Source organism: Streptomyces vulcanius (genome assembly GCF_042653945.1).
GTDB lineage: Bacteria > Actinomycetota > Actinomycetes > Streptomycetales > Streptomycetaceae > Streptomyces > Streptomyces mangrovi.
The window spans coordinates 227,615-248,570 of sequence record NZ_JBHSFK010000002.1 but is presented as its reverse complement, the minus strand read 5'-3'; the positions used below and the strand labels follow the sequence as shown (position 1 = coordinate 248,570).

General features: G+C 68.7%; 13 protein-coding genes and 2 pseudogenes. 8 read left to right on the top strand and 7 right to left on the bottom strand.

The features are described from left to right. Entirely contained in the window at window positions 1-642 is a 642-nt protein-coding gene (locus ACFPIH_RS03585) for a TetR/AcrR family transcriptional regulator (protein ID WP_381168062.1), read from the bottom strand. Window positions 643-792: 150 nt separating this feature from the next. Between ACFPIH_RS03585 and ACFPIH_RS03580 the strand changes: the two genes are divergently transcribed. Then, entirely contained in the window at window positions 793-1,680 is an 888-nt protein-coding gene (locus ACFPIH_RS03580; protein ID WP_381168060.1) for an SCO6745 family protein, read from the top strand. A gap of 225 nt (window positions 1,681-1,905) precedes the next feature. On the opposite strand, the gene ACFPIH_RS03575 is transcribed toward ACFPIH_RS03580, so the two are convergent. Further along, on the bottom strand, window positions 1,906-2,100 hold the full coding sequence (locus ACFPIH_RS03575; protein ID WP_381168058.1) for an antitoxin: 195 nt from the start codon (window positions 2,098-2,100) through the stop codon (window positions 1,906-1,908). Between the two features lie 191 nt (window positions 2,101-2,291). Here ACFPIH_RS03575 and ACFPIH_RS03570 point away from each other — a divergent pair, with 191 nt between their 5' ends. Next, window positions 2,292-2,633, top strand: coding sequence for a hypothetical protein (locus ACFPIH_RS03570; protein WP_381168056.1), 342 nt, complete (start codon window positions 2,292-2,294; stop codon window positions 2,631-2,633). 7 nt (window positions 2,634-2,640) lie between these two features. Next, window positions 2,641-3,423 carry an HNH endonuclease family protein gene (locus tag ACFPIH_RS03565; protein ID WP_381168054.1) on the top strand — a complete coding sequence of 261 codons (783 nt, stop codon included), beginning with the start codon at window positions 2,641-2,643 and terminating at the stop codon, window positions 3,421-3,423. Between the two features lie 79 nt (window positions 3,424-3,502). Here ACFPIH_RS03565 and ACFPIH_RS03560 read toward each other — a convergent pair. Both ACFPIH_RS03560 and ACFPIH_RS03555 read right to left on the bottom strand, forming a co-directional pair. Further along, window positions 3,503-4,669 (bottom strand): annotated as a pseudogene (locus tag ACFPIH_RS03560) (MFS transporter); the annotation flags it as partial. Between the two features lie 14 nt (window positions 4,670-4,683). Beyond that, the gene (locus ACFPIH_RS03555) at window positions 4,684-5,451 is read right to left on the bottom strand and encodes an SDR family oxidoreductase (protein ID WP_381168052.1); all 768 of its coding nucleotides are present in this window, start codon (window positions 5,449-5,451) and stop codon (window positions 4,684-4,686) included. A 56-nt stretch (window positions 5,452-5,507) separates the two neighbouring features. Here ACFPIH_RS03555 and ACFPIH_RS03550 point away from each other — a divergent pair, with 56 nt between their 5' ends. Beyond that, window positions 5,508-6,500: an ArsR/SmtB family transcription factor gene (locus tag ACFPIH_RS03550; protein ID WP_381168481.1), complete on the top strand. Its 993-nt coding sequence runs from the start codon at window positions 5,508-5,510 to the stop codon at window positions 6,498-6,500. Here ACFPIH_RS03550 and ACFPIH_RS03545 read toward each other — a convergent pair. Both ACFPIH_RS03545 and ACFPIH_RS03540 read right to left on the bottom strand, forming a co-directional pair. Then, a complete protein-coding gene (locus ACFPIH_RS03545) occupies window positions 6,469-7,116 on the bottom strand; it encodes a DUF6262 family protein (protein WP_381168050.1) in 648 nt (215 codons plus the stop codon). The genes ACFPIH_RS03550 and ACFPIH_RS03545 overlap by 32 nt on opposite strands. Next, window positions 7,113-7,325, bottom strand: coding sequence for a hypothetical protein (locus ACFPIH_RS03540; protein WP_381168048.1), 213 nt, complete (start codon window positions 7,323-7,325; stop codon window positions 7,113-7,115). The genes ACFPIH_RS03545 and ACFPIH_RS03540 overlap by 4 nt, the downstream gene beginning before the upstream one ends. 254 nt (window positions 7,326-7,579) lie before the next feature. Between ACFPIH_RS03540 and ACFPIH_RS03535 the strand changes: the two are divergent. From ACFPIH_RS03535 to ACFPIH_RS03520, 4 genes and pseudogenes are all read left to right on the top strand, one after another. Continuing rightward, window positions 7,580-7,843, top strand: a pseudogene (locus tag ACFPIH_RS03535) (mycothiol transferase); the annotation flags it as partial. 361 nt (window positions 7,844-8,204) lie between these two features. Beyond that, window positions 8,205-19,190, top strand: a complete 10,986-nt coding sequence (locus ACFPIH_RS03530) for a LamG-like jellyroll fold domain-containing protein (protein WP_381168046.1) — start codon at window positions 8,205-8,207, stop codon at window positions 19,188-19,190. Continuing rightward, window positions 19,171-19,476, top strand: a complete 306-nt coding sequence (locus ACFPIH_RS03525) for a hypothetical protein (protein ID WP_381168045.1) — start codon at window positions 19,171-19,173, stop codon at window positions 19,474-19,476. The genes ACFPIH_RS03530 and ACFPIH_RS03525 overlap by 20 nt, the downstream gene beginning before the upstream one ends. A 362-nt stretch (window positions 19,477-19,838) precedes the next feature. Then, entirely contained in the window at window positions 19,839-20,291 is a 453-nt protein-coding gene (locus ACFPIH_RS03520) for a hypothetical protein (protein ID WP_381168043.1), read from the top strand. A gap of 160 nt (window positions 20,292-20,451) precedes the next feature. Here the strand turns inward: ACFPIH_RS03520 and ACFPIH_RS03515 are convergent, their stop codons facing one another. Continuing rightward, window positions 20,452-20,859, bottom strand: coding sequence for a hypothetical protein (locus ACFPIH_RS03515; protein ID WP_381168041.1), 408 nt, complete (start codon window positions 20,857-20,859; stop codon window positions 20,452-20,454). Window positions 20,860-20,956 lie beyond the last annotated feature (97 nt).

Sequence of the window (20,956 nt, the reverse complement as noted above, 5' to 3'; positions counted from 1 at the left end):
TCAGGGCGCCGGATTCGGCGGAGCGAACAACGTCAGGGGCAGGTTGCGGAATACCTCCTCGGGCTCCTGGTCGCCCTGGAGGTCGTCGAGCAGGCCGTCCAGGTTGTGGCCGAGCAGCAGCGTCGCGAAGCCGTGGGCCAGGGACCAGGCGGCGATACGGGCCTGCCGGGTGTCCGTGTGGTCCCCGGCGTCCGTCGTGGCACCGGTCTTCGTGGTGGCCCCGGTCGTCGCGGTGGCCCCGGTCGTCGCGTTGGCCGTGGCGGCGACGGCGTCGGTCAGGGCGGCCCCGGAGAGGGCGCGGGCGGTGGTCAGTTCCAGGTCGTCGGGGCGCAGCAGCTCCGGGGTGAACATCACCTGGAAGTGCGCCGGGTGTTCGCGGGCGAAGCGCACGTAGCGTGCGCCCGTGTCCCGCAGGTCCGTCCCCCCGGCGAGCGCCTCGGCCAGCAGACCGTGCCCCTCCGCCGCGATCGCCGTGAGCAGGCCGGTGCGGTCCCGGAAGTGGTGGGCGGGGGCCGCGTGCGAGACGCCGGCGCGGCGGGCGAGGTCGCGCAGGCTGAGCGCGGCGGGGCCGTCGGTGGTGATGACGTCGAGCGCGGCGGTGAGGATGGCGCGGCGCAGGTCGCCGTGGTGGTACGGGCTCATGTCAGCAGAGTACGTCGAATCTAGTCGTTGACAAGTTCGTCGCGGTCGGGCAATCTTGTCAGTGTCAAGTTGCGGGCGGGGCCATACCCGGCCGCACGGCGAGGTCGTACGCGACCGAATGCTGCTGAACGTGACGACGGGGAGACGCGCATGTCCGAGATCCAGACGAACCCGCAGGTGGAACCGGCCCAGGCCCGCCGCCTCTGGCACCTGCTGGAACCCCTGCACGCGGTGCTGTACTACGCGCGGGAGGTCTCCGACGAGGCCGGCGCGCTCGGCCTCTCGGCCGAGGACCGATGGCCGAGCTACTTCCCGCTCCGCGCGGCGCCCTTGGGCCCGGTCGGCAGCGGGGCGGTGACCTCGGCCTTCTACAGTTTCTCGCCGGACATGGTCGCCAGGCACGTCGACGAGGCGAGGCGGACCGCCACCCCCGAAGCAGTCCTGGAGGCGAGGCTGCGGGGTATCGACCGGGTCTACCGCAAGCTGTTCGGCGACCGCGTAGACAGCCCCGACCTGGCGGAGGCCGCCGCCCTGGCCCGGCGGGCCGCCGAGGCCGCCGACACCGCGGGCCGCCCGCTCGCCGCGGCCAACGCGGCGCTGGAGTGGCCGGCCGAACCCCACCTCCAGCTCTGGCAGGCGGCGACGATCCTGCGGGAGCACCGGGGCGACGGTCATCTCGCCGCCCTGCTCGTCGCCGGCCTCGATCCGACCGAGGCGCTGGTCTCCTTCGCTGCGATAGGGGCCGCGTCCGTCGAGCGCTTCGAGAGCCGCGGCTGGAGCCGTGAGGAGTGGGCGGCGGCACGGGATCGCCTCGTGAGCAGGGGTCTGGTGGAACCGGACGGCATGGCGACGGAGGCGGGCCGTGACCTGCGGCGCCGCGTGGAGCAGGACACCGACCGCCTCGCCCTCGGCCCGTGGCAGGCACTCGGCGCCGAGTCGACCGAGCGCCTGGCCGCCCTCGTCGGCGACTACTGGGTCGCGGTGATCGGCTCCGGCCTGCTGCCCTCGGAGTCGACGCTGGGCATCGGCAAGGTCTGAGGGGCCGAGGACCGGGGACCGGGGACCGAGGGCCGGGGACCGAGGGCCGGGGACCGAGGGCCGGGGACCGAGGGCCGGGCGCGGTCGCCGCGTCGTTGCCCGGCCGTGCGGGAAGCCGTCCGCGGGAGGTGAGGTTTCGCGGACGGCTTCTCTCTCATGGTGGTGTGCGGGACCCGTTCCCGGGCCCGGTGCACCTCCCCGGCTCTTCGTCGACTACGGCTGCGGCTACGGCTGCCCGGGCCGGTCGGGCCGGTCGCGGTCCATGCCGAGCGCGCCCTCAGCCCTCTGCTGCGCGTCGTCGACCTGGCTCTCGTACTTGCCGCCCGTCTTCTCGTTGGCCTTCTTCTCCGCGGTGTCGGACGCCTGCTTGGCCTTGTCCTGTGCCGTTCGGTTGTGCCTGAACCTGTCGAGGATGCCCATCCAGAGCTCCTTCCGGAGGTGACTCACCATTGACGATATTCCCGAGATGCCGGATATGACCACTTGGGGCCCCTGTGGTCTCGACCTCCCGGATGCCGCCGCGCGCCCCCTCGCTACCGTGTGTGCCAACGCTCGCCTGGGGAAACCGCCCTGTGCGGGGTCGGCAGCGGCAGGCAAGGGGAGGGGCGCACGTGACGCGTCGGAGGGGTGGGGCGGCGACGGCCGCCATACTGATGTGCGCGCTGGCCGTCACGGCGGTGACGGGATGCAAGGACGAGCTTCCGGACACCGGTAGCGGTTCCGGTTCCGGTGGGCAGGGGCCGACGGCGGGCGGGGGAGCGGCGCTCACGGCGGCGCGGGCCCTCACCGCGAAGGGGCGCGCACCCAAGACGGGCTACGAACGGGAACGGTTCGGCACGGCCTGGGCGGACACGGACTCCAATGGCTGTGACACCCGTGTCATCTCTATTCTGCGCGGCATGATCGCAGGAATCTCGCAGCTCACGCCCGGGGCGGTGCGCTATGCGTACTGAGAGGCACATGAGGCACAGTGGTGGAAGTCGGCGTGCTCTCCTGGCGTCCGCCGCACTGCTGGCCACCGGATTCATGCTGGTCGGCTGCGACGGGCTCACTCCCCCAGTGGACGGCGGACCCTCCGGTTCCGCTGTCCCGACTGCCGACAACGGTCGGGCCGTGAGTCCGCTGGACAATCCGGATGGAACGAAGCCTGGGCTGGCGGCGATCACGTCCACTGCGGATAGGACGAAGGCGCGGTCGTTGATCGAGAAAGTGGCGACGAAGGGGCGCGGTCCCAAGACGGGATATGAGCGGGACAAGTTCGGTTATGCCTGGATGGACACGGCTCCGGGTGGCATTCCTTTTGCTCACAACGGATGTGACTCGCGAAACGATCTCTTGAAACGCGATGGTGGGAAAGTCCGCTTCCGGGCGGGCTCGGACTGTGTTGTCACCTCCATGACGCTGCAGGACCCATACACCGGGAAGACGATCGCGTGGACCAAGTCCCGTGCGACGAAGGTCCAGATAGACCACGTCATGCCGCTGTCGTACGACTGGCAGATGGGTGCCTCGCGCTGGACGAAGGACAAGCGGGAAGACATAGCCAACGATCCGCTCAACTTGATCCCGGTGGACGGACCGACCAACGGCGCGAAGAGTGATTCGGGTCCGGCGACGTGGCTGCCGCCGAACAAGAGCATTCGCTGCTCGTACAGTGTGCGGTTCGCGCAGGTCTCACTGAAGTACAAGCTGCCGGTGACTGCGGCGGACAAACAGATGATGTTGAAGCAGTGCGGCGGGTAGCAGCGGTCGGTGCTGCCGTCGGAAACTCCGCCGCTCCGTCTTCAAGTTCTACGGCAGCGGTGTGCCCTCGCATGGCCTGTCGGTCAGGACGCCGACAGGGAACACGCAGTGCTGCGAGGTGGCGGGCCAGGGCGAGCACGGTGAGTACTGCCACGAGCGCGCACACCCCCCACCATCCGGCGTTGTAGTAGGCGTGGATCCCGAGCCAGGAGCCCGTGGTTCCGCCCAGGTAGGCGCAGGTCATGTAGGCCGTGTTGAGCCTGCTTCGAGCGTTGGGGTGCAGGGCGTAGACCCGGGCCTGGTTGGCGACCATCCCGGACTGCATGGCGACATCGAGCAGTAGAGTGCCGATGACCAGAGTAGTCAGCCCGGATACGCCACCCCAGGCGCCCGCGGTCAGGACCGCTGCTGAGACGAGGACCGCGAGCATGCAGACCAGGTTCACCGGGTCCGGGCCGTGGCGGTCTACCAGGCGCCCGGCGAGCGGGGTGCAGAGCAGGGTTGCGCCGCCCACCAGGGCGAGCAGTCCTACGGCTTGGGCGCCCAAGCCGTACACCGAACTGGTGAGGAGAAGCGCCAGGCACGTCCACACGGCTGAGAATCCGGCGAAGACCATCGCTTGGTAGAAGCAGGAGCGGCGCAGTTCCGGCTCGGTGCGCAACAACCGCAGGGGCGCGGCAAGCAGCGCCGGGTACGGCTGGTGTGAGGGCGGGGTGGTGGACGGCACCATGCGGGCCAGGGTGGCCGCGAGCAGCAGGACCAGGCTCGCGGCCACCAGATAAGGGGCTCGCCATCCCAGCCATTCGCCAAGCGCCCCGCTGAAGGTGCGGGCCAGCAGCATGCCGCCTATCGACCCGCTCAGTAGGGTGCCGATCACTGCTCCGCGGCGGTCGGAGGCCACCAGTCCGGCCGCAAGCGGGCCGATGACCTGCGCGGCTACGGTGGTGAACCCGATGAGAGCACTGGCCGCGACGAGGAGCGGCAGGGTGGGAGCGCAGCCTGCGACGAGCAGGCCCAAGCCGGTAAGGGCGAGCAGGGTGACGAGGAATGAGCGGTGTGGGAGCCGGTCACCGAGTGGTACGAGCAGGAACATTCCGGCCGTGTAACCGGTCTGGGTGGCGGTTACGGTAAGGGAGGCCGAATCGGGAGACGTATTCAGCCCTTCGGCGACCAATGGGACGATCGCCTGCGGGAAGTAGATGTTGCCCACGGCCACCGCGCAGATCACGGCCAGGAGCAGGGTCATCCGACGGCTCATCGTCAGTCCACCGGTCCGCCGGCGACGTATATGACCTGGCCGGAGACGAACCCTGCCTCCCGGCTCACCAGAAAGGACGCGGTGTGTGCGGTGTCCTCCGGCTCGCCCACCCGCCCGACGGGGATGGACTGCGCCGCGCTACGCCGGTACTCCTCGAAGTCGAGGCCGAGACGTCGGGCGGACGCCCTGGTCATGTCGCTCACGACGAAGCCCGGGGCGATGGCGTTGGCCGTGATGCCGTGCCGTCCGAGTTGAAGGGCGAGCGATTTGGTGAAACCGATCAGACCGGCCTTCGCGCTGCCGTAGTCGACGCGAGCGGCGTCACCGACCGCCGAGATACTCGACATGTTGACGATCCGTCCCCAGCCGGCCGCCATCATGTGCGGGCAGACGGCGCGAGTGACGAGGAACGGGCCGCGCAGATTGATCCCGATGACTGTGTCCCACTGCTCCGTGGTCATCTCGACGAGCTCGGCGCGGGGGCCGACGCCAGCGTTGTTGACCAGTACGGTCGGCGGCCCCAACTCGGAGGCGATGCGGTCGACGGCCTCGGTGACCGCGGCCTCGTCGGCGACGTCAGCGGCAACTGCCAGCGCTGACCCTCCCACGCTTGTGATGGCTTCCACGGTTTCAGCGCAGTCCGCCTCGTCCAGGTCGATCACGCCGACCGCCAGGCCGTCGCCGGCCAGACGCATGGCCACCGCAGCGCCGATGCCGCGTGCCGCACCGGTGACAATCGCCGTGCGGTGCTTACGAGTTGTAGGAGTCATGGGTGGAAGTCCATGGCATCGGCGGTCCGTGGCCAATCGATGTAGCGTGGGGCTTAATGATCATTTTTGTGCTCGGCGTCGAGGACCTCGCGGACACGCGCTTCGCGCTCTCGCCCTTGCACGAGACCACGCTCAGCCTGCGGCTGCTGCAGGATCCGGGCCTGTCCGCGCTGCACCTGCCCTGGCGCAGGTCCGTACTGGGCAGACTCGGCACGCTGGACACCGATCTGCTGATGTCCCTGGTTGCCCGGCGACGCACCATCCCCGACTTCCTGACCCCGAATCCCACGAGCTTCGCACCGGCCTTCGAGGAAGAACTCGCCGTCGTCCGCCAGGCTTCCCCTGCTCAGGTTCGCCATGATCTGCTACTTGCGCACGCACCGGACCCGCTCCCCGCGGCCTTGCATGACGCCGTGGCCGACGACTCGCGCGTCGCCAAACTTCACGACGCGATCTGTGAGGTCGTGCAGCGGTACTGGGAGGTGGCTATCGAGCCGACGTGGCCGCAGATGCGGCTGGTGCTGGAAGCCGACATGACCTACCGCGCCCGTCAACTCGCTCTGGGAGGCGCCCGACTGCTGTTCGCCGACATGCATCCGAACCTGCGATGGCAGGGCGGCGAACTGCACATCGACAAGATGATCAGCAGGCATTGCGTCATGGCATCCGGTCGAGGGTTGCTGCTCCTGCCGTCCGTGTTCGCACACAAGCCCGCGCCTCCTGTCAGCCCGGACGAGCCGCCAAGCCTCGTCTATCCCTGCCGGGGAGTAGCCACGCTGGGGGACACGGCTCCACCACCAGACAGAACCGCCCTGGCGACCCTGCTCGGCGCACCTCGGGCAAGACTGCTCAGCCTCCTCGAAGAGCCGCTGCCCACAGTGGAGCTCGCCCGCCGCCTCAGGGTCACTCCGAGTGCCGTCTCCCAGCACCTGCGGGTGCTGCACGCCACAGGCCTGGTCACCAGGGCGCGCGACGGACGACATGTCCTGTACCGCCGCAGCGCCTTCGGCGACCAACTCACGGCCGGTGCGAGCCCCAGCAGCGTGTGACCTTTGGAAGGAAAGCTACTCGGAAGGAACGGCCCTCATCGGCGCGACGGAGGCTGGCTCTGGCGGCGGTGAGGTCGTCCGCCGACTCCTGCAGTTTGCGCTGCAGCACGATGAGTCCGTCCCGGGCGTCTGACAGCTGACTATTCAGTTCCGCGTTCCGTCGCTCCAACTGCTCTACTCGCTCTACCAGTTGACGGCGGTCCACGTCGTCCAGTTCGGCGCCGAGGGAGAGCCGGACTCGTTCGCGGAGCCGGTCACGCTCCTTCTTCAGATCCTTGATCTCCTCCCGCGCGAGGGCCAGCTCGGTGTGAGGACCGGCGGGGGACACCTGTTGCGTGCTCGACGGTGGAGAGGCTTTGCCCTTGTGCTCGTGTTGTTCGTGCACGGCGGCCTGGACTGCCTCCCGCACCTTGAGCTGGTTGTAGACGAACCAGGTGGACACGGCCGCCTCGCGGGCTACGCGAGCGAAGGTGATCCGCTGACCGGAAGCAAGGAGGTCGTGAATGACCTTTGATGAGCGGTCGATCTTGGCCGCGCTGTCCTGGGCGCGGGCGGCGCGAAGGCGCTGGACACGTGCTTCCCGGCCCGCAGCATCGTGGGAGGTGGGAGGGGTCACGGAGCGCTCCGTGCAGTCAGCGACTGTACGGGGATGAAGGCGGCAGCCGAGCGGGCCTTGCGCGGCTCGTAGGCCAGGGGGTCCTCGAAGCCGCGCGGGCTGCCGTGCCGGTCGACGGCGAGCCTCGCCACCGTCCTGACCGCCTCCTGTTTTCTGGTCAGCGAGACCTTGTAGTAGCCCATGGTGACGTCCAGCGACCGGTGGTCCATGAGCTCCCGTAGGACGTCCGGCCGGGTTCCGGCGTCCGCGTGGCGCTGGGCGTAGGCATGGCGGAAGCCGTAGGGGACGATCTTGGTTCGGTCGTAGACCAGTGGTTCGCCGTTGTCGTCCAGGCGCTCGTCCCAGATGCTGGGGGTCAGCTCGTCGACCCAGATGCGGAAGATACGGCTGCAGAACTGTGGCGAGGTGAGGTGGCCACGGCGGGGGCGGTTGCGTTGACCGGGAGAGGGGAACAGCCACTGCGCACTACTCCGACGACGAGCCCGACCAGGACTTCGACCGTCTCGACGGGGACGCGCACGACGCCCTCGCGCTCTGGCGGGCTGAGTGCGAGCGGTCCCGGCACATCGCGGCCGGGGCGTCGCTCGAGGGCACCGGCATCCGTAAGAGCACCGGTGAGCCGATCTCCCTGCGGACGATCAGGGTGAACATGATCGCGGAGTACGCCCGGCACAACGGCCACGCCGACCTCCTGCGTGAACGCCTCGACGGCTCCACCGGTATGTGAAGTCCCGTGCGGGTCCCGGCGGGCGACTCGTGCGGTCCCGGTGGGTGTGCTGTGCGGGTCCCGGTGGGCGCCCACGCGGTCCTGACGGGCGCCGCTGTGAATCCATGACATCACCGTGAATTCCGGGTCTGGCCGGGCTGATGGGTTCGCAAAGGAGTTCACGGGAAGCAAAGGGGCGACCCACAGCAAACCGGTCAGGTTCGGTAAGAGGCGGTCAAGGGAGGTGCAAGATCCCGCCGCGAACCTGTCCGCGACATGTGCACAACAGGCAAGATCGGCGAGCTTCTGTGTCGCTTTCCGATCGTTGGTGGGGGTCCACGTCGTGTTGCGCTTCCGGCTGCCGAGCCGTTCGAGATGGTCCGTGCCGCAGTCCTCGAGACTGCCTCGTCGCCCGTACCGTTCCAGACGTTCGATCGGCGCGTTCCGTTCCCGCCGGGCCCTGCGCGGTATCGCCGCCCTCCTGCTCACCACCCTCGCCCTGATGCTGACGACCGACCAGGCGGTGGCCGAGGGGCTGGAGTTCGGCAGCGTCGACCTCCCCAGCCTGAGCCTGAGCTCCCTCGCCTCCTGGTTCACCGATCCGCACTGGGGCAAGCTCCCGCACCAGCAGTCCGGTACGGCGGCCGGGCACCGCCACCAGGTCTCCGCCGCCGAGACCGCCGCCCACCGGGGCGCGGGCCACGCCCCCGGCAAGGCCAAGGGCGAACTCCCCGCCTACCAGGCGCACAAGCCGGCCACCCCGAAGGGCCGCAGCGCCGGAGCCGCCGGCTTCGACAGCAAGACGAGCAAGCGCAGCGCCGCCAAGTCCACGCGCACGGAGACCGTCTACGACAACGCCGACGGGTCCGTCACCCGCCGCATCTCGCCCAACCCCGTCAACTACCAGGTCGGCAAGGGCAGATGGGCGCCCATCGACGTGGACGTACGGGCCGGTCCGGACGGACGCTGGCAGGAGAGCGCCAACTCCGTCGACGTCGACTTCGCCGCGAAGGCCACCGACCCCGCCCTCGCCTCCCTCGCGACCGACGCGTCGCACAGCGTCTCCTACGCCCTGCAGGGCGCCGCCCCCGTCAGGGGCACCGCCGACGGCTCGACGGTGACGTACGACGAGGTTCTCCCCGGCACCGACCTGAAGGTCCAGCCCACCGCCACCGGCGTCAGGGAATCCGTCGTCGTCGACGACGCCGACGCGACGAACACCTGGACCTTCCCGCTCACCCTCAAGGGCCTCACCCCGACCCAAGCGGCAGACGGCTGGATCGACCTCACCGACGCCGCCGGCAAGACCGTCGAGCGCATCCCCCCGTCGTACGCCTACGACTCCAAGGTGAACCCGCGCTCCGGCGACCCGGCCACCACCCACGCCGTCACCACCGAGCTGGTCGAGAACGGTGACGGCTACGCGCTCCGCATCACCCTCGACAGCGCGTGGCTGCACTCCGAGAACCGCGTCTTCCCCGTCACCGTCGACCCCACCGTCGAGGACGGCTGGACCACCACCTACGCCGAGTCCGGCGCGGCCGGTGACCACTCCTACGAGCAGACCGTCAAGGTCGGCTCCTACGACTCCGGCACGCACTCCGCGATCAGCTACGTCAACCACTGGGACACCGCCTGGGACGGCAGCGGCGCCACCGTGACCGCCGCGACCCTGCACCTGTTCGACACCTGGGCCTCCACCTGCACGGCGGAACGTTTCGACGTCGCGCTCGTGACCAGCGCCTGGACCCCGGAGGGCGTCACCAGCTACCCCGGCCCGTCCAAGGGGTCGTCGATCGGCAACGCCACCCCCAGCGTGCCCAACGCCTGCGCGAACACCGGCGCCGACCGGACCGTCGGCGACTGGGTGAGCGTCTCCCTGTCCACCTCCGCGATCCAGGGCTGGTTCAACGGCAGCACCGCAGACCACGGCCTCGCCGTGTACGCGTCGAACTCGGACACCCTGCACTGGAAGCAGTTCGGATCGTTCAACGATCCTGCCAAGGGCCCCTGGATCGAGGTCACCTACACCGGCAACACAGCGCCGCAGCTGTACGAGCAGTTCCCGGCGGACAACGCGGTCGTCGGCACGACCACCCCCGAACTCACCGCCTGGGCCGGTGGCGCCAACTCGACCTCCGGCAGCGCCAACAAGTACCTCTTCCAGGTCTTCGACGCGGCCGGCACCAAGGTCGCCGACTCGGGCCTGGTCTCCACGGGTGACTGGACGGTCCCGGCCGGCAAGCTCGCCTGGGGCAAGAGCTACAGCTGGACCGTCCAGGCGTACGACGCCACCACCGCCCTCTACTCACCGGCCGACCCGTACCAGATATCCATCCAGGTCCCGCAGACCGTCATCACCTCGGGGCTCTCCCAGAACAGCAGCGACCACGGCTTCGACGCGTCGATCGGGAACTACACCACCTCCGACACCGACGCCTCGATCTCCGTCGCCGGCCCCTCCCTCGACATCGACCGCGACTACAACTCCCGTGACCCGCGCTGGACGGGCGCGTTCGGCGCGGGCTGGTCGAGCATCCTCGACGCGAAGGCGGCCGAGCAGTACACGGCGTCCGGCGCGGTCGCCAGCGTGCAGGTCACCTACCCGGACGGCTCCCAGGCCGGCTACGGCAAGAACAGCGACGGCACCTTCACCCCGGGCAACGGACGGTTCGCCACCTTCAAGTCGGTCACCGGCGGCTACACGCTCACCGACAAGGACGACACCCTCTACACCTTCACCCAGTCCCTGGGCTCCGGCGCCTACGGCCTGACCTCCGTCACGGACGCCAACGGCCGCGCGCTCAACCTCACCTGGACCGGCACCCCCGCCCACATCACCAAGATGGCCTCGGCCGTCTCCAGCCGCTCCCTGAGCCTCTCCTGGTCCACGCCGACCGGCGCGCTCGCCGCGCACGTGGCGACCGTCGTCACCGACCCGGTCGATCCCGCCGCCTCGGGCTCCACCCAGACCTGGACCTACGGCTACACCGGCGACCAGCTGACGACCGTCTGCACCCCGCTGTCGACGACCAAGTGCACGACGTACGGCTACACCACCGGCTCCGGCTACCAGAACGCGGCGCTCGACCTCGACCCGCACACCTTCTGGCCGCTCTCGGAGACCTCCGGCACCAGTGCCAAGGACGCGGTCCTCGCCAACGAGGGCACGACGAACGCGACGTACGAGAACGTCACCGTCGGCCAGAGCGGCGGCCCGCTGACCGGCTCCTCCGCCAAGGTCGCCACCTTCAACGGGACGACCTCCGACGTCTCCCTGCCGAAGAACCTCGGCAACGACACCGACTCCGGCGCGATCTCGCTGTGGTTCAAGACGTCCGCCGGGCCGGGCGTGCTGTACTCCTACGCCTCCCAGCCGATCGGCTCGGGGCAGGCGGCCGGTTTCTACACGCCGTCCGTCTACGTCGGCACCGACGGCAAGCTGAACGCCGAGTTCTGGTACAGCGGCGGCATCAACCCGATCGTGTCCACGGCGTCGGTCGCCGACGGCAAGTGGCACCACGTCGTGCTGTCCGCCGCGGGAAACAGCCAGACCCTCTTCCTGGACAACGCCAAGGTCGGCTCCCGCACCGGCACCATCTCCATCAAGAGCGCGACCGCCTTCGGCAAGAACCAGTCCTTCAACTACCTCGGCACCGGCTTCCTCGGCGGCGACTGGCCCGACCACCCGTCGTACTCCGACGACGCCGGCCACGCCACCTATTTCAACGGTTCCATCGCCGATGTGGGCTGGTACAGCCGCCCTCTGGTCGCCGCCGACGTGAGCGCGCTCTACACGTACGGCACGCACAGCGAGAGCCTGCTGACCTCGGTCAAGCGGCCGTCCGGCAAGACGTACGCGGCGATGACGTACGACCCCAACTCCACCGTCCTCACCCAGATGACGGACGAGAACGGCGGTACGTGGGCGCTCGGCACCCCCACCGTCACCGGATCGAGTGACACCTACCGGGGTGCCGTCCTCGGCGGGGCGCCGAGTCAGTACTTCCGGCTCGGGGAGGCGGCGGGCGCGACGACGGCCGTCGACCAGGTGCGCGGCGGCAACGGCACGTACACCGCCGTCACGCTCGGCGCGAGCGGACCCTTCAGCGACCAGAAGGCCGCCACCTTCGACGGCTCCACGTCGTACGTCGAGATCCCGGACACCGGTCTGCACGCCGGCAACGACCGCAGTGTCGAACTGTGGTTCAAGACCGCCAACCAGGGCGTCCTGATCGGCGACCAGTCGGTGGCGATGGCAGGCGCGACCGCGGCGAGCGGCAACTGGACTCCGGTGCTGTACATCGGCACCGACAACAAGCTGCACGGTCACTTCTACTCGGGCAGCGGCTCCGGCTCCACGGCATTCGGCTCCACCGGAACCGTCACCGACAACACCTGGCACCAGGCGGTGCTCAGCGTCACCGGCACCACCCAGACCCTCTACCTGGACGGCGTCAAGCAGGCCGACTACACCGGCGCGCCCAACGACCAGGCCAACAGCCATCTCTATCTCGGCGCCGGTTTCGCCAAGAGCTGGGTGAACTCGCCCGGCGACGTCAGCTACTTCAAGGGCTCCATCGCCGAGGCCGCCGTCTACAAGACGGGCCTGACGGCGGCGGACGTCGAGAACCACATGGAAGCCGCCAGGAACTCCGCCGGCCTCCTGCCCGTTGAGACGGTGAAGGTCACCTCCCCGACCTCCTCGATCCTCACCTACACCTACGACGTCACCAACGGGAACCGGGCCCTCACCGAGATCGACGGCCTCGGCAACAGGACCAGCTTCGGCTACGACTCGGCCGGCTTCGAGCACACGGTCACCGACCCCAACGGGGCGGTCACCATCACCGGCCACGACGTGCGCGGCAACGTGGTCTCCTCCACGTCCTGCCAGGACCAGGCCGCGAACAAGTGCAACACCGAGTACTACACGTACTACCCCGACGACACCACGGCCCAGCTCACCACCGCCGACCCCCGCAACGACCAGCTCCTGACCGAGCGGGACGGCCGCTCGGCATCGGCGACGGACAACACCTACCTCACCTCCTACACGTACGACTCGGCGGGCAACCAGACGGCCATCACCGGCCCGGCGGTCCCCGGCTTCCCGAGCGGGCGCGGCACGACCACCGTCTACAGCGACGGGACCAGCACCTACCCCTCGGCCGACGGGGGTGTCATCCCCAAGGGACTCCCGGTGAAGACCGTGAGCCCGGGCGGGGCCGTCAACCAGGTCTCGTACTTCAAGAACGGTGACGTGGCCTCGACGACGGACGCCGTCGGTCTCGTCACCTCGTACACCTACGACGGTCTCGGCCAGGTCCTCACCGAGAAGGTCGTCTCCGACGCCTACCCCGCCGGGCTGACCGGCTCCTACACGTACGACGCGGCCGGTCAGGTCCTCGAGGAGCACGACCCGCAGCTCACCGACCGGGTCACCGGCGCCACCCACACCGCCGTCACCACCTCGGTCTACGACGACGACGGCGACGTCGTCTCGCAGACCGTCTCCGACGGAAGCGGCGGCGACCACTCCCGCAGCCAGAACTGGACCTACGACGCCTACGACCGCGTCCTGACCGAGGCCGACGCCAACGCGGCCGAGGGCGCGGCGGGCGGCAACACGACGACGTACACCTACGACACCTCGGGCAACAAGACCAAGGAGGTGACGACCGCCGGCACCGAGACCCGGTACACCTACGACGACAACGGCAACCTGCTCACGCAGGGCCTGATGTACACGGGCGACCCGGTGAACCCGCAGTCGGCTTCGCTCCTCACCGAGTCCTCCCGCGCCTACGACCCGGCCGGGCGGCTCGCGTCCATCACCGACGCGATGGGCAACACGACCGCGTACACCTACACCGACGACGGTCTGACCGCGACGGTGAAGCGGACCAGCGCCGACGGCAACAGCACCTACACGCTGGAGTCGGACGTCTACGACGCGGCCGGCAACCTCACCCAGCAGACCACCGACAACGGCGAGACGGTCTCCAAGTACACGGTCGACGCGGCCTCCCGGACCACCTCCACCGAGCTGGACCCGACCGGCGTGGACCGGGTGACCACGGTGTCGTACACCCCGGACGACCAGGTCGCCTCCGAGACCGACCACGACGCGAGCGGTTACGACCGGACGACGACCAACACGTACGACGACATGGGCAACCTGCTCAGCGAGACGCTGTACGGGGACGCCTCGGGGCACCCGGCGGGCTGGTGGAAGCTCAACCAGACCTCCGGCCGCTCGGTCACGGACTCCTCCGGCACCGGCAACACGGCCACCGCCGGCCCGGGGGTCACCTGGGCGGACGACGCGGCCAAGTTCGCGGGCACCAGCTCCGCCACCGGTGACCTGATCGCCACCAACAGCCCGGTCCTGGACACCACCGCCTCCTACACGGTCTCCGCGTGGGTGAACCTCGCCGACACCTCCGCCTTCCGCACCTTCGTCGCACAGGGCGGCACCAACCGGGCCTCCTTCTACCTCCAGTACAACAAGACGGCCAACGCCTTCCGCTTCCACGCGGCCAGCTCCGACGTGACCTCCCCGTCCTCGTTCGCCGACGCCCAGGCGAGTGCGACGGCCCCGCTCAACACCTGGACCCACCTGGTCGGCGTGTTCGACGCGAGCAACGGCGCGATGAAGCTGTACGTCAACGGCGCACAGGACGGCTCCGCCACCAACACCTCCCCGTGGACCGGCACCGGCCCGCTGACCGTCGGCGGCACCAGAACGGCCGGCGGCACGACGTCCGACGTCGTCAACGGCGAGGTCGGGGACGTACAGGTCTACCAGCGCGCGCTGTCGGCGACCGAGATCACCTCCCTCTACGGCAAGGGCCGCACCGGCGGCACGGTCGGTTCGTCCGACGCCCAGACCACCAAGTACACCTATGACCAGCGCGGCCTCCCGATCTCCATGACGGACGCCGAGCAGCACACCACGAACTACGCCTACGACGAGGCCGGCAACCTCGCGGTCACCACCGCGCCCGCCGTCCAGTCCGAGCCCGACGGCACGACGGCCGCCACCGTCCGCCCGGTCACCACCAGCGGCTTCAACACCTTCGGCGAGGCGGTCGAGGAGCAGGACCCGCTCGGCCTGGTGACGAAGACCGTCTACGACGCCGAGGGCAACAAGGTCTCCGAGACGCTGCCCTCCTACACCCCGGCGGGCGCCTCCACCCCGAACGCGGGCACGACGGTCTGGACGTACGACAGCGAGGGCGACCAGACCTCGGTCACCTCACCCGGCGGCAGGACGACGTCCTACCTCTACGACCAGATGGGCGACGTCGCCCAGATCACCGACCCGGACGGCACCAAGACCCACGCCGTCTACGACACCAACGGCGACCAGCTCTCCGCGACGGACGGCACGGGCGCGCAGGCGCAGGCGACGTACGACTTCCTGGGCCGCCAGCTCACTTCGACGACCCTGGAGCGCTACCCCTCCACCAAGACCCTGACGACGGCCACCTCCTACGCGGTGACCACCGGCAACCCCTACGGGGCGCACGCCGCCTCGGTCACCTCGCCGGGCGGGGTGACGACGTCGTACGGCTACAACCGCGCGGGTGACGTCACCTCGGTGACCGACGGCGCGGGCAACGCGACCAGGTACACCTACGACTTCGAGGGCAACCCGCAGAAGACGATCCTCGCCGACAACACCTGGACGCAGACCGACTACAACGCCGACGGCGACCCGACGACCACGCGCGCGTACGACGCGAACAACGCCCAGCTCTGGTCGACCTCGCAGAGTTACGACGGCGTCGGCAACCTGACCGCCGCCACCGACGCGCGCGGCCACACCAGCCACTTCACCTACGACGCGGCGGGCACGATCACCCAGGAGATACAGCCCGTCGACGCCTCGTCCTCCATCACCACGAGCTTCGGCTACGACGCGGCCGGCAACCGCACCCGCTTCACCGACGGCCGCGGCAACTCCTGGCGGTACGGCTACACCCCCTGGGGCCAGCAGGAGAAGATCACCGAGCCGACGACCGCCCAGTACAGCTCGGCCGCCGACTCGACGACGACCTTCGCCTACGACGCGGACGGCCAGTTGACGTCGGCGACGCTCCCGGGCGGCACGACGACGTCGATGACGTACGACAACGTCGGCCAGCTGAAGTCCATGTCCGGCACGGGCGCCGACGCGGCGACGGCGAAGCGCAGCTTCTCCTACGACGCGGACGGCCGTGTCCTGTCGGCCGACACGGACGAGGCGGGCATCGCGGGCGCCGACGACCACCAGGACGCCACGCACGACGCGTTCACCTACGACGACCGCGGCGACCTGCTGACGGCATCGGGTTCGGCGGGCGCGTCGAGCTTCGCCTACAACGACGACTCCTCGGTGACGTCCCGCACGGACGCGGCCGGCACGACGACATACGGCTACGACACCGCGGGCCGGCTGTCCTCCCTGAACGACCCGGCGACGGGCAACCAACTGACTTACACGTACGACCAGTTGAATGACCTGAAGACGGTCAGGTACGGCTCGACCGGCCAGACCCGGACGTTCACCTACAACACCCGGCACGAGCTGACGAACGACGTGATGGTCCAGGGCGCCTCGACCGTCGCGAGCTTCGCGTACGGCTACGACGACGACGGCAACCTGACCTCGAAGACGACGACGGGTGTCTCGGGCGCCGCCGCGAACACCTACGCGTACGACTGGGCCAACCGCCTGACCTCCTGGAACAACGGTTCGTCCACGACCTCGTACGCCTACGACGCCTCCGGCAACCGCATCCGCAACGGCGCGGACGTCTACACGTACGACGAACGCGACGAGCTGACGTCGGACGGCACGCACACCTACTCCTACTCGGCGCGCGGCACGATGACGCAGGAGTCGTCGACGGCGGGCGGGACGGTCGCGTACCGGACGGACGCGTTCGGCGGGCAGATCGTCGCGGGCGAGCAGTCGTACACGCTGGACGCGACCGGCCGGAACATCGCCGACCGGGACACGACGGTGGGTTCGACGCGCACCTTCGCCTACTCGGGCGCGAACAACACGATCGCGTCGGACGGCGACGAAACCTACACCTACGACCCGGGCGGCGGCCTGGTGGGCGTCAAGCCCTCCGGCGGCGGCGCGGTCCTGGCCCTGACCGACCAGCACAACGACGTGGTGGGTTCCTTCACCTCGGGTGCGACGGTGTTGGCGGGCTCGGCGTCGTACGACCCGCTCGGCAAGGTGGTCTCCCCGACGAACACGGTCGTCGGCCACCTGGGCTTCCAGTCGGGCTGGACGGAACCGGGCACGGGTGACGTCGGCACGGCGTCCCGCTGGTACGACCCGGACACGGGCGTGTTCCTGAACAAGGACAGCCTGTCCCTGAACCCGGTCCCGAACTCGGTGTCCGCGAACCCCTTCGCGTACGTGGACGACAACCCGATGGCGGGCACGGACGAGTCGGGCAACTGCTCCTGGTACGACGTGGTGTGCGGCGCGAAGAAGGTCGTGCACAAGGCCAAGCACGTCGTGAAGAAGGTGGCGAAGAAGGTCTACCACGCGGCCAAGCACGTCGCGAAGAAGATCGTCCACGCGGTGAAGCACGTGGCCCACAAGGTGGTCCACCACGTGAAGGACGTGTACCACGCGACGGTGCGGGTGGTGCGGCGCGTCTACCACTACACGGCGAGAAAGGTGAAACGCGCGGTCCATCGAGTGGTCCACGCGGTCCATACCGCGTACCACAAGGCGTCCAAGGTCGTGCACCGCGTGGTGCACACGGTGAAGAAGGCCGCGAAGAAGGTCGTCCACACCGTGAAGAAGGCGGCGCACGCGGTCGCCCACGCGTCGCGGACGGCGTACCACGCCACGGTGTCGGCGGCGAAGACCGTCGGGACCTACGCGAAGAACCACGCGGCGGCGATCACGTCCTTCGTGGTCTCGACGGCGGTCTTCGCGGGCTGCGAGGCGATGACATGGGGCGTCGGCACGATCGGCTGCGCCGCGATCGCGGGCGCGGCCGGTTCCCTGGTGGAACAGGGCTTCGCGTGCGCCGAGAACGGCGGTGACGACTGCTCCGCCGGCGCCTTCGGGGGCGCCGCGCTGACGGGTGCGATCGCCGGCGCGGTGGGCGGCGCCCTGGGCAAGATCGGCGGCAGCCTCCTGGCGAAGGCGGCCCCGAAGGCGATGAAGGTCGTCGGCGGCCTCTTCGGCAAGGGGGTCACGGACGCCGAGGAATCGGCGGCGACGGACGCCACGGAGGCGGCGGCTTCCCGGGCTGATTCGGAGGGGGCGGGGTCCCGGGCGCAGTCGCATTCGGACGAGGCGCCGGCCAGTTGCCCGATCCCGCACAGCTTCGCGGGCTCGACCCGGGTGCTGATGGCGGACGGCACCACGAAGGCCATCGACCGGGTGCGGGTGGGCGACAGGATCGCCAACTCGGTGCCGGGTGCGGCGGGTACCGAGGCGCACGAAGTCACCGATGTGATCGTGACGCACACGGACCACGACTTCGTGGACGTGACGGTGAAGGGGGCGGCCGGCCGGTCCACCAAGAGTGCGGTGAAGTCCCTGGCCAAGAAGGCGGCGCACAAGGCGGTGTTCGGCCTGGCGGCGTCGGCGGCGGTGCTGGGCGCGCTGTCGGCCGGCCACGGTGCGGGCTCTGCTGCTCAGCCGGTGGCGGCGGTCGGCACGGTCGCACAGGACTCGCACCTGACGACCACCTTCCACCACCCCTTCTACGACGAGACCCAGTCGGCATTCGTCGAGGCCAAGGACCTGCGCCCCGATGACGTCCTCCAGACGCCGACGGGCACGGCCCAGGTCACGGGTGTCCGCCTGTATCACGCGGATACGACGACGTACGACCTCACGATCGGCACCCTCCACACGTACTATGTGGAAGCCGGGGACACCCCCGTCCTCGTTCACAACTGCGATGTGGACGAGGGCGCAGACCTCTTCGACACGTTTGGAGTGGAGCCGGGCAAGAACCTGAACCTCAGCGAGCCCTCCGCGTCCAACGGGAGGAGCTACATCACCTACGTAGCCAAAGACGCCGAAGGAAATGTTCGATACGTGGGGCGTGCGCAAGGAAAGGGAAATCCCTTGCAGGTCATGAAGGGGCGCATATCTCGCGGTCACGATATATTCAAGGAAAATCCGGACTTCAGTCCGCATGTAGTTGATGTCCAGCAGAGCGCTGAGGCCAACAAGGGGGCTGAAGAGTTCTTCACTCAGGGATTCTCTCAACGTGGCGCAGACCTGCTGAACAGTCCCGACTCTCCGGCGCTGGGATTTTCCAAGACGCCGCGCGGGCAGAAATCGGTCCAGATGATGGATTCCTTCTTCGATGAGCTCCTATCGCGGTGAGGTAGCTGTGGACTTTGTAGAAATCTGGCTGGACGGCCCCATTCCGGTGGATCGGGATGACGTCGAAGACGCCCTCAATGAGGAATTGGCGGGAATGGGAGAAGTGGTCGGGGCGGGGACCGGGGAGTCCGGTTCCAATCTCGATGTGGAGGTCGAGGATGATATGGCCAAAGAGGATGTTCTCCGCAGGATTTTCGCCGTGCTGAGTGAGCTCGGTGTCGGTGACTCGGCCAGGGTCAGACCGGGCGACGGGGACGTGTGGATTCGCCTCAGCGAGTGGTCTTGACGTCTAGACTCGGGACACCGAACCAACCCAATGCCCTCCTGGACATGTAGTCGGAGCTGGTGCGCACGGGTCCGCGCGCACCAGCTCCGTTCACGGCCAACTCCTCGAATTTCCGGTGGGACGGGAAATTCTCTTCGTGCGACGATTTGCACTCCGAATGGGTCCCATATCGGCTTGAACCGGACGAGGAGTGTGACCAGACTGAGGCCTAGGGCGGCGAGGGAATTCGAGGCCATCAGCCCCAGAATTCACCTTATACGCTGTTCTGGTCGCCGAAGGGGTGAGTTGTCTGTGGCTGGGTACCATGGTGTGACTCTTCTGCAGGGCGCTTCTGGGGTTGTCTTGAGGCCTTCTGTGCGGCCATGGCAGAGCGAATGCTCGGCATATACGCGGAAATGGTCGATGCGGAAGAGTTGGGTTGGACGGAAGACTCTCTGGCGGAAATCTGGAAGGTTGTCGCAGCGGAATCCGACTCGGACGCGTGCGCGGAGGCTCTGGAGGTCATCGAAGAGGAGGCTGCTTCCGAGGAGGACTGCGACCTCGGTATTCCCTTCTACACTGAACGAATCATCGCACTGTCAGGAGAGCGGGCCGTTGTTTATCGCCTCGGAGAGCAGCTCCCGCCTCCGGGCCCACTCCTGTCCCGAGAGTCTGTGGCCGATGCGGAATTCTTCGAAGTGCTTCGGAGGGCGGGGCTGAGTGTTGACGCCCCCGTTGTCCCGCGGGCCGTTGTGTCAGAACTGCGCAGAGCATCCCGTGATGTGGGCGAAGAGTACGGTCTGGCCGCGCTGGACGTCATCTCGGTGGATGGTTGATCGTGGTGTGCTCCGCATTGGTCATTCTCGGCGGATTGGTCTGATGGTGCTGAGGCAGCCGGGGAAGGGCAGTCTGGCGCTGCGCTCAGGGGCGGTGAACATGCGTCCCGAAGTTGCCTGAAGCGCGCAGCGCCCGGTGCCCCGCCCGGCCGGCCGGGGTTCAGCGGCCGTACGGGTAGCCCTGTTGGGGGTGCTGGTACGGCGGCTGGCCGTATGGCATGCCCATGGCCAGAGGTGGGCGGGGGGTCTTGCGGTCGAAGACCGCGAACAGCAGGAGCCAGGTCGCTATCAGCAGGGTCGACAGGGCCGCGACGCCGAGGAACGGGTCGCCGTCGCTGTTGTTGGTCTTCACCGCCCACGGCAGGGTCACGCACGCGTACAGCGTGAACGCGGCGAACGCACCCCAGTCGGAGGGGCGTCCGCGGCGCGCGGCCACGTAGAGGAAGGGCACCCACACGAGGAAGCCCAGCGAGAACCATGCCAGGGCGGCCCACGCGAACCGCTGGAACCAGCCGCCCTCCAGCCGCTTTCCCGCGCCCGCCGTCGTCGCGGCCGTCGTCATCGCCATCGTGCCCCCCAAGTCACCAGGGGGCCAGCGTAGGTCACGGTTGCACGATACCGGGATCGAACAGGGACCCTCTTTCTTTACTGTGACATGAGGGATT